At 70.6% G+C, this 8,762-nt stretch carries 6 protein-coding genes; 3 read left to right on the forward strand and 3 right to left on the reverse strand.

Going from position 1 to position 8,762, the window contains the following annotated elements:
• The coding region (gene ssd, locus ACFULQ_RS47545) for a septum site-determining protein Ssd (protein ID WP_383557648.1) at positions 1-805 on the reverse strand (805 nt) is incomplete at its 3' end.
• Between the two features lie 618 nt (positions 806-1,423).
• Between ssd and ACFULQ_RS47550 the strand changes: the two genes are divergently transcribed.
• On the forward strand, positions 1,424-2,257 hold the full coding sequence (locus ACFULQ_RS47550) for an HAD family hydrolase (RefSeq protein WP_383557650.1): 834 nt from the start codon (positions 1,424-1,426) through the stop codon (positions 2,255-2,257).
• Between the two features lie 336 nt (positions 2,258-2,593).
• Here ACFULQ_RS47550 and ACFULQ_RS47555 read toward each other — a convergent pair whose 3' ends face one another.
• Positions 2,594-3,418: an oxidoreductase gene (locus tag ACFULQ_RS47555; RefSeq protein WP_383557652.1), complete on the reverse strand. Its 825-nt coding sequence runs from the start codon at positions 3,416-3,418 to the stop codon at positions 2,594-2,596.
• A 101-nt stretch (positions 3,419-3,519) separates the two neighbouring features.
• On the opposite strand from ACFULQ_RS47555, the gene ACFULQ_RS47560 reads away from it, so the two are divergent.
• Complete coding sequence (locus ACFULQ_RS47560; RefSeq protein ID WP_383557655.1) at positions 3,520-4,500, forward strand: ATP-binding protein; 981 nt, start codon at positions 3,520-3,522, stop codon at positions 4,498-4,500.
• Positions 4,501-4,540: 40 nt separating this feature from the next.
• Here ACFULQ_RS47560 and ACFULQ_RS47565 read toward each other — a convergent pair whose 3' ends face one another.
• Complete coding sequence (locus tag ACFULQ_RS47565) at positions 4,541-5,818, reverse strand: hypothetical protein (RefSeq protein ID WP_383557658.1); 1,278 nt, start codon at positions 5,816-5,818, stop codon at positions 4,541-4,543.
• Between the two features lie 298 nt (positions 5,819-6,116).
• Here ACFULQ_RS47565 and ACFULQ_RS47570 point away from each other — a divergent pair, with 298 nt between their 5' ends.
• On the forward strand, positions 6,117-8,699 hold the full coding sequence (locus ACFULQ_RS47570) for a bifunctional SulP family inorganic anion transporter/carbonic anhydrase (RefSeq protein ID WP_383557659.1): 2,583 nt from the start codon (positions 6,117-6,119) through the stop codon (positions 8,697-8,699).
• The last annotated feature ends 63 nt before the right edge of the window (positions 8,700-8,762 follow it).

Here is an 8,762-nt window from a genome sequence, read left to right on the forward strand (position 1 = left end):
TCCCGAGGTCGAGCTGGGCGAGGGCCTCGGCGACGCCGTCGTCGAGGCGGCGCGGGAGGTCGACCACGACGGTGCCGCCGCGGCGCCGGGCCGCGGCGAGCACCGCCCGGACGGCCGGGGGCGGGACGGCGATGCGGTCTCCGCGGTCCCAGCTCAGCACCCGCAGCGAGTGCAGCCGAGGCAGCGACTCCTCCAGGGCGCCGCCCCCGACCCGCCCGCGCGAGGCGGCGAAGGCGGGCCAGCGCAGCCCCTCGGTGCTCTCGCCGCCGAGGAGTACGTCGAGTCCGCCGCCGAGCGGATCCGCGTCCACGAGGAGGGTGCGCAGGCCCTCACGCGCGGAGGTGACGGCCAGGGCGCACGCGAGCGTGGAGGCGCCGGCCCCGCCCCGGCCGCCGATGACGCCGACGGTGAGGGCGGGCCGTCCGACGCCCTCGGCGACGTCGGCGATGCGGTCGACCAGCCACTGCTCGCCGTCCGGCAGCATCAGGACGTGGTCGGCGCCGATCTCGACGGCCCGTTTCCACACCCCGGGGTCGTCCTGGTCGCGGCCCACGAGCACCACGCCGCGTCTGCGCGCGGCTCCGCGCACCCGCCGTGCGGCGTCGTCGCCGACCAGGACGAGCGGGGCGGCCTCCCAGCTGCCTCTGCGCTCCGGCAGCCCGTGGTGCACCTCGGGTTTCGCCCCGGCCGCCGCGCACAGGCGCAGCAGGTCGTCCAGCAGGTCCTCGTCCTCCGTGACGATCAAAGGCTGCCCCTGCCGCCCTCCGGCGGCGGGCGGCGGATCGTGTGTGACGGCTGCGGCCACGTCCTCTTCCCCCTTCACTGCGACGCCCAAGGCCCCGAAAACAGCCCGCGCGTCGCCTCTCTCACGCGGCCCCTTCGGCCCCGCGATTCCCAAACATGTGAAGAACCGGCTACCGGCCTCCATATGAGCGGCCGATACGAACCGGCCAAACACACCCGACTAACCGGAACCGGCCATGAAGTCGGCCCGAGCGGGATGTGTCGGAATCACGGTGCAGCGATCCCGAAAATCGTGTGGATCTTGGTCGATAACTGTGGACAACTCAGCGGTTGTGAATATCGCCGTCACCCATACCGGTGGGCCCCGTGGGACCCGTGAGCGACCTCCGCAGAGCACCGCGACGACTACGCACGGTGACGGATCATGGGCATGCGAAAGAGGCGGCCGAAGCCGCCTCGCAGCGGTCGCAGGACCGCGATCAGAAGAGGAAAAACCCACCCGGACATGCGACGACCCCCACCGGGGGGGAGAGTGGGGGTCGTCTCCACGGCCGACTCGGGGGGGGAGGAGCCGGGCCGGGTTAGCACGGTCGCGAACGATCCGTGACTTCCATGGTGTACCCGAGAGCCCTCCCAGGCAAACCCACGCGCCCCACCTTACGCCGAATGGGCTGCGCCTATGCTCGGGGTCGTGGAAAACCACTCGTTGCCCCGCACAGCTGCCTTCTTTGACCTGGACAAGACGGTCATTGCGAAGTCGAGCACCCTCACGTTCAGCAAGTCGTTCTACCAAGGCGGCCTGATCAACCGCAGGGCCGCCTTGCGGACCGCCTATGCCCAGTTCGTCTTCCTCGTCGGCGGTATGGACCACGACCAGATGGAGCGCACCCGCGAGTACCTCTCCGCGCTCGTGCGCGGCTGGAACGTCCAGCACGTCAAGGAGATCGTGGCCGAAACCCTCCATGACCTGATCGACCCGATCATCTACGACGAGGCGGCGTCCCTCATCGAGGAGCACCACACCGCCGGGCGCGACGTCGTCATCGTGTCCACGTCGGGCGCCGAGGTGGTCGAGCCGATCGGTGAACTCCTGGGCGCGGACCGGGTGGTGGCCACCCGCATGGTCGTCGGCGAGGACGGCTGCTTCACCGGCGAGGTGGAGTACTACGCGTACGGCCCGACGAAGGCCGAGGCGGTCAAGGAGCTGGCCGAGTCCGAGGGGTACGACCTGGAGCGCTGCTACGCCTACAGCGACTCGGCGACGGACCTGCCGATGCTCGAGGCCGTGGGCCATCCGCACGCCGTCAACCCGGACCGGACCCTGCGCCGCGAGGCTCTCGCGCGCGGGTGGCCGATTCTCGATTTCCACCGCCCGGTCCGACTCAAGCAGCGGTTGCCCGGGTTCGCCGTACCGCCCCGCCCGGCGCTCGTGGCGGTCGCCGCGATAGGAGCGGCGGCGGCCACCGCCGGCCTCGTCTGGTACGCGAACCGGCGGCGATCAAAGGTGGCGTGAGGCGATTCAGCACACTTGACGCCTATTTGAGGATAAAAGTAAAGAACGGTCGGCGGGGGTTCCGCTTGCCCGGGTCCTGGAGTACAAAGGGGTTAACGGCCCGCGAGACCAAGGACATCCGAGAGGATCACCTTAATAACGCATTTGGCCCCACGGACCGAGCATGGACATCGAGCACCCACGCGACGTCGACCCGTCGATTACGGGCCAGCCGCACCAGGTGACGGGCAAAGTTCCCGACCTGATGGGCAACATATCGAGGACGCTTGGTAACTCGGTGAACATGCCAGCGGCGGTACGAATCCTCGTACCGCCGCAACCCTTGTCCGGGGATTTCTACGCCGCCCCGCGCTGGAGCGCCTCGCACACCGCCGTCGACTCACGCGCCCCCAGTTCGATCGCGCTGCCGCAGTGGGCGATCCAGGCGGCCATGCCCTCGGGGGTGCCGGAGACGTATCCGTCGAGCGCCGCCAGATAGGCCGCGCGACCCAGTTCGGCGTGACCGACCTCCGCCGGGCACACCGACTTCGGGTCGAGGCCGCTGCCCACCAGGACGATCCGCGCGGCCGCCCGCGCGACCAGGCCGTTGTGGGAGACGAAGGGCCGCAGAGCGAGGAGTTCGCCCTGTACGACGGCCGCCGTGACCAGGGCGGGGGCGGAACTGCCCGCGATGATCAGCTCGGACAGCCCTTCCAGCCGGCCCGAGACCTCGGCCGCCCCGGGCAGCGGCAGTTCGATGAGCGGCTCGTGGACGTCCTCGCCTGCCTGACGCGGGCGCCCGACCTGGTCCTCGTCGCTCGCCGCGGCCACCAGGTGCAGCCGGGCCAGCACCCTGAGGGGCGACTGCCGCCAGATGGACAGCAGTTGGCCGGCCTCGGCGGTCAGCCGCAGGGCCGCGCCCATGACCCGCGCCTCGTCGTCGACACCGAAGTCCGAGCGCCTGCGCACCTCTTCCAGGGCCCAGTCCGCGCCGGACAGCGCGGCCGAGCCGCGGGCGCCGCGCAGGGCCGCCTCGGAGGTGATCTCGTTGCTGCGGCGCCGCATGACACGGTGCCCGTAGACCCGGTCCACGGACTTGCGCACGGACTCCACGGAATCGGCCACTCCGGGCAGCGAGCCCAGGGCCGCGAGCGGGTCGGCGGTCGCGCCTGTCGTACTCATGAGTACGACCCTACGCACACCGGCCCCGGACCCCACGATGGAGTGGTCTTCTTCACGCACGTCTGCCCCATAGAGCTATCAACCGACTACGCTTCGTGAACATGAAAATTGCTTTCGTCGGGAAGGGCGGCAGCGGCAAGACCACCCTGTCCGCCCTGTTCATCCGCCATCTCGCGGCCACCGGAGCACCGGTGATCGCCGTCGACGCCGACATCAACCAGCACCTGGGGCCGGCGCTCGGCCTGGACGAGGCCGAGGCGGCCGCACTGCCCGCCCTGGGCGAGCGGCTGCCGTTGATCAAGGAGTATCTGCGCGGTTCCAACCCGCGGATCGCCGCCGCCACCCAGATGATCAAGACCACCCCGCCCGGCGAGGGCTCCCGGCTGCTGCGGGTGTGCGAGGACAACCCGGTCTACGACGCCTGCGCCCGGCCCGTGGAACTCGACGGCGACGTAGTCCGTTTGATGGTCACCGGCCCCTTCACGGACGCCGACCTGGGGGTCGCCTGCTACCACTCCAAGACCGGAGCGGTGGAGCTGTGCCTGAACCACCTGGTGGACGGGCGGGGTGAGTACGTCGTGGTGGACATGACCGCGGGCTCCGACTCCTTCGCCTCCGGCATGTTCACCCGCTTCGACCTCACCTTCCTCGTCGCCGAGCCGACCCGTAAGGGGGTCTCCGTCTACCGCCAGTACAAGGAGTACGCCCGCGACTTCGGCGTCACGCTGAAGGTCGTCGGCAACAAGGTGCAAGGTCAGGACGACCTCGACTTCCTGCGCGCCGAGGTCGGGGACGACCTGCTGGTCACGGTCGGGCACTCCGACTGGGTGCGGGCCCTGGAGAAGGGCCGGCCGCCCCGGTTCGCGCTCCTGGAGGACGTCAACCGCCGCGCCCTGCAGCGGCTGCGGACGGCCGTCGACGCGACGTACGAGCTGCGCGACCCGGAGCGCTACACCCGGCAGATGGTGCACTTCCACCTGAAGAACGCCGAGTCCTGGGGCAACGAGCGCACCGGGGCCGACCTGGCGGCGCAGGTCGACCCCTCGTTCGTGCTCGGTGAGAGCGCGGTGGCGGCGGTCTGAGGACAACCGCCGGCCACAGCGGACACCAACCGCCGGGCGCCTACTGCTTCTTGGCCGCCGGCGCCCCCGGTACGCCCTTCGGTGCCGGGGCCGGCCGGCCGTTCAGGAAGGCCTGCCAGCCCTCCTTCGGCGCCTCGCCGACGGTCAGGGTGCGCAACTTCTCCAGGGTGTTCGGGTCCTGCGCGTCCAGCCAGTCGGCCAGCTGCCGGAAGGAGACGCAGCGCACGTCGGACTTGTTGCACACCCGCTCGATGGTCTCCTTGACGGCGCGCATGTAGGTGCCGCCGTTCCAGGACTCGAAGTGGTTGCCGATGATCAGGGGCGCGCGGTTGCCGTCGTAGGCCCGGTAGAAGCCCTTGAGCAGGCCCTCGCGCATCTGGTCGCCCCAGAACCGGTACTTGCCCGGGTCGCCCTGGGTCCTGGTTCCGGACTGGTTGACCATGAAGTTGTAGTCCATGGTGAGCTGCTCGTAGGAGTGCCCGGGGAAGGGCACGAGCTGCATCGACAGGTCCCACAGGCCCTGCTTCTTCCTGGGCCACAGCTGCTCGTTGACACCGCTGGTGTCGTAGCGGAAGCCGAGCTCTGACGCGGCCGTCATGAAGTTCTTCTGGCCCTCCAGGCAGGGGGTGCGGGCGCCGATGAGCTCCTTGTCGTAGTCGAAGGGCAGGGGGGAGGCCTTCGTCATCCCGGTGTTGGTCTTCCAGGACTTCACGAACCTCTTCGCCTGGGCGATCTCGTCCTTCCACTCGGCCACCGACCACTCGCCGACACCGCCGCCCTTGCCGCAGAAGTGACCGTTGAAGTGGGTGCCGATCTCGTTGCCCTCCAGCCACGCGAGGCGCAGCTGCTTGACGGTGTCGGCGATGCCCTGTTCGTCGTTGAAGCCGATGTCGGAGCGGCCCGGCGAGTGCTGCGGCGGCCGGTACTCGGCGCGCTTGTCCTCCGGCAGCATGTACACGCCGCTGAGGAAGTACGTCATGGTCGCGTGGTTCTCCTTGGCGACCTCGCGGAAATGCGAGAACAGCTTCTGGCTGTCCTCGCCGGCGCCGTCCCAGGAGAACACCACGAACTGCGGCGGCTTCTCACCGGGCTTGAGACGTTCGGCTCTGGGCAGGTGCGGCTGCGCTCCGGTGTAGGCGGTGGAGCCGTCACCGATCAGGCGGAAGACCTTCTTGGGAGGCGCCTGGGCGGCCTTCCCCTTCTGCGGGCCGGCGGCTCCTCCCCCGGAGTCGTCGGTGCCGGTCGCGCAACCGGCGAGCGAGGCGGCGCAGACCGCGGCGACCACGGCTCCCGCGGCAATCCTCTGGGTGGCGGCCATGTTCCGCCCACCTTCTTCCTTCTCTCGGGGCCAACGACAGCGCCGCCAAGCTCGCATGGGACCGAGAAGGAATTAGTACGACAAGCCGATGAAATTGCTACTTCACCCATGAGGGTGAGGCTTTAACCCATTTGCCCGGAAAGTCTATGCCTGGCCTTTACTCTGCATTACGATCCATTTACCGAGCGTTGATTCATCCCGCCGCTGCACGCCGTGACCCACGGCCGCGACCCGCCCCCCGCCATCGACGGGGGACCACCTGTTCCGCGACCGCGCTGCCCCGGAGGAGACGGGAAAAATGTCAGCCTGCGTACCCACCCGAGCAACCGACCCGAGCGACTCGCACCGCGCGAGTCACGTCCATCCACCCCACAGCCCGCCACCGACCCCGCCCCGCCGCTTCCGCATCGCGAGCGCCGACGTGTCGGCCTCGATCGCGGTCTTCCTGATCGCCCTGCCCCTGTCCCTCGGCATCGCCCTCGCCACCGGCGCGCCCCTCCAGGCCGGCCTCGTGGCCGCCGCCGTCGGCGGGATCGTGGCCGGTCGGCTCGGCGGCTGCCCGCTCCAGGTCAGCGGCCCCGCCGCCGGACTCACCGTGGTCACCGCCGACCTGATCCACCGCTACGGCTGGCGGACCACCTGCGCCATCACCGTCCTGGCCGGAGTGGTCCAACTCGGCCTCGGCTGCCTGCGCGTGGCCCGCACCGCGCTCGCCGTCAGCCCCGCGATCGTGCACGGCATGCTCGCCGGCATCGGCGTCACCATCGCCGTCGCCCAGCTGCACATCGTCCTCGGCGGCACCCCGCAGAGCTCCGTCCTCGACAACCTCCGCGCGCTGCCCGCCCAGTTGGCGCGGGTCCAGCCCGCGGCCGTGTCGGTGAGCGCGCTGACCCTGGCCCTGCTCTTCCTGTGGCCGCGCATCCCCGGCCGGGCCGGCGACCTGCTGCGCCGGATCCCGGCCGCGCTGGTCGCGGTCGCCGGGGCCACCACCGCCGCCTCGCTCACCGGGCTGACCCTGCCCAAGGTCGATCTGCCGTCCTGGAGCAGTCACGCCCTGGCCGGACTGCCCGAGGGCCCCGCGCTCGGGCTCGTGGCGGCCGTGCTCACCACCACGCTCGTGTGCAGCGTGCAGTCGCTGCTAGGCGCGGTCGCCGTGGACAAGCTGGTGGCCGGACGCCCCGACCTGCTCGCCGCCCGCCCGGGATCCGGCCGAGGGGCCCGCGTCGGCCGCTCCGACCTGGATCGCGAACTGCTCGGACAGGGCGCCGCCAACATCGTCTCCGGCACCCTCGGCGGACTGCCCGTCGCCGGTGTGGCGGTGCGCAGTTCGGCGAACGTCCAGGCCGGAGCCGTCAGCCGGAACTCCACGATGCTGCACGGCGTTCTCGTAGTGATCGCCGCACTGCTGATGGTCCCCGTCCTGGAGTTCATCCCGCTCGCCTCGCTCGCCGCCCTGGTGATGGCCGTCGGCATCCAGATGGTGTCCCTGAACCACATTCGTACGGTGACCCGCCATCGCGAAGTGCTGGTCTACGCCGTCACCACCCTCGGCGTGGTCCTCTTCGGCGTCCTGGAGGGCGTCACCCTCGGGATCGCCGTGGCCGTCGGCGTCTCCCTGCACCGCCTCACCCGCACCCGCATCACGCACCACGAAAGGGAAGGAGTCCATCACGTCCACGTCCGAGGCCAGTTGACGTTCCTGGCGGTGCCCCGGCTCAGCAGGGCCCTGCACCTGGTCCCCCAGGGGTCCGCCGCCGTCGTGGAGTTGGACGGGTCGTTCATGGACCACGCGGCCTTCGAGTCGCTTCAGGACTGGCAGAGGACACACACCGCGCAGGGCGGTTCCGTCGAGCTGACCGGGCGCAGCCCGGGCACGCGGATCGCCGAGCCGTCAGGTGCGGTCGACTGCCGCTGCCGCCCCTGGACGGCCTGGCGCAACCACCAGTGCGAGCTCCCCAACCCTGCGCCGACGCCGAGGCCGACGCCGGCCCTGTCGGACGCCGGGGACTCCAGCGCACCCGGCGAGACGGGCGGAGCGGATGGAGCGGGGGGAACGGATGGAGCGGGTGGGCCGACCCGAGCCCGAGAAACGGCCGGACCAGCCGAGCCGGCCGAACCCACCCAGCCGCGCGAACCTGACGGACAAGGAGTACAAGGAGGACAAGGCGGACCTCCCGCATCGACCGGTCTCCTCGGCTCCCCAGGTCCGGGCGGCCATGAACTGGCCCGCGGCATCAGCGCGTTCCAGCGCAACACCGCCCCGATCGTGCGCGGCGAGCTGGCCCGGCTGGCTCGTGAGGGCCAGCAACCGACCCAGCTCTTCCTCACCTGCGCCGACTCACGACTGGTCACCTCGATGATCACCTCCAGTGGTCCCGGCGACCTCTTCGTGGTGCGCAATGTGGGCAACCTCGTACCGTTGCCCGGCGACGAGAGCGGGGACGACTCGGTGGCGGCCGCGATCGAGTACGCGGTGGACGTGCTGAAGGTGCGGTCCATCACGGTGTGCGGGCACTCCGGCTGCGGAGCCATGCAGGCCCTGCTCAACTCCGAGCCGGGCGGCGCCCGGACCCCGCTGAAGCGGTGGCTGCGGCACGGACTGCCGAGCCTGGAGCGGATGGCCGACGACAGCCGCTCCTGGGCGAAGCTGGCCGGGCGGGCACCCGCCGACGCGGTCGAGCAGCTCTGTCTGACCAACGTGGTGCAGCAGTTGGAGCACCTCAGCGCCCATGACTCCGTGGCCCGGGCCATGCGGGAGGGGGAGTTGGAGCTGCACGGGATGTACTTCCACGTCGGCGAGGCACAGGCGTACCTGCTCACCGAGACGGAGGGGGACGGGCTGTTCGACCATGTGGCCGCGGCGGCGGATCTGCCGGCGTGAGTCTCGTGGGTGTGGGGGCCCCGGAGGGGGGGGCGCACCCCCACCACCAACGGACAGAGCGGC

The organism is Streptomyces sp. NPDC057253, from assembly GCF_042669125.1.
Lineage (GTDB): Bacteria > Actinomycetota > Actinomycetes > Streptomycetales > Streptomycetaceae > Streptomyces.